The 535-nt window shown below is 52.5% G+C and carries 1 protein-coding gene; it reads left to right on the top strand.

Annotated elements, in window-relative coordinates; all coding sequences use genetic code 11:
• Positions 1-535, top strand: a 535-nt coding sequence (locus tag R8N47_RS27940) for an AIR synthase-related protein (RefSeq protein ID WP_318186451.1), incomplete at both ends; no start/stop codon positions are given.

The following is a 535-nucleotide window of genomic DNA, read 5'->3' as shown; positions in this document are numbered from 1 at the left end:
TCCGTGACGAGCACGTACAGAAGAAAGAGATCCCAGTGGGTGCGTGCCTAATCGTACTTGGTGGGCCTGCAATGAACATCGGTCTTGGTGGCGGTGCGGCGTCTTCAATGGCATCAGGTCAGTCAGCGGAAGATCTGGACTTTGCTTCAGTACAACGTGAAAACCCAGAGATGGAGCGTCGTTGTCAGGAAGTGATCGACCGTTGTTGGCAGCTAGGTGAAGAGAACCCAATCGCATTTATCCACGATGTGGGTGCGGGCGGTATCTCTAACGCACTTCCTGAGCTTTGTGACGACGGCGAGCGTGGCGGTAAGTTCCAGCTACGTGATGTACCAAATGATGAATTGAGCATGAGCCCTCTGGAAATCTGGTGTAACGAATCTCAGGAGCGTTATGTTCTTGCGGTAGCGCCAGAAAACATGGAGGCGTTCGATGCGATTTGTAAGCGCGAGCGTGCACCTTACGCAGTGGTTGGTGTGGCAACAGAAGAGCGTCATCTGACGCTAGAAGATTCTCACTTCGATAACACGCCAAT

The organism is Vibrio sp. 2132-1 (genome assembly GCF_033344315.1).
The sequence above is the reverse complement of the archived record's forward strand: the minus strand, read 5'-3'. Positions and strand labels throughout refer to the sequence as shown.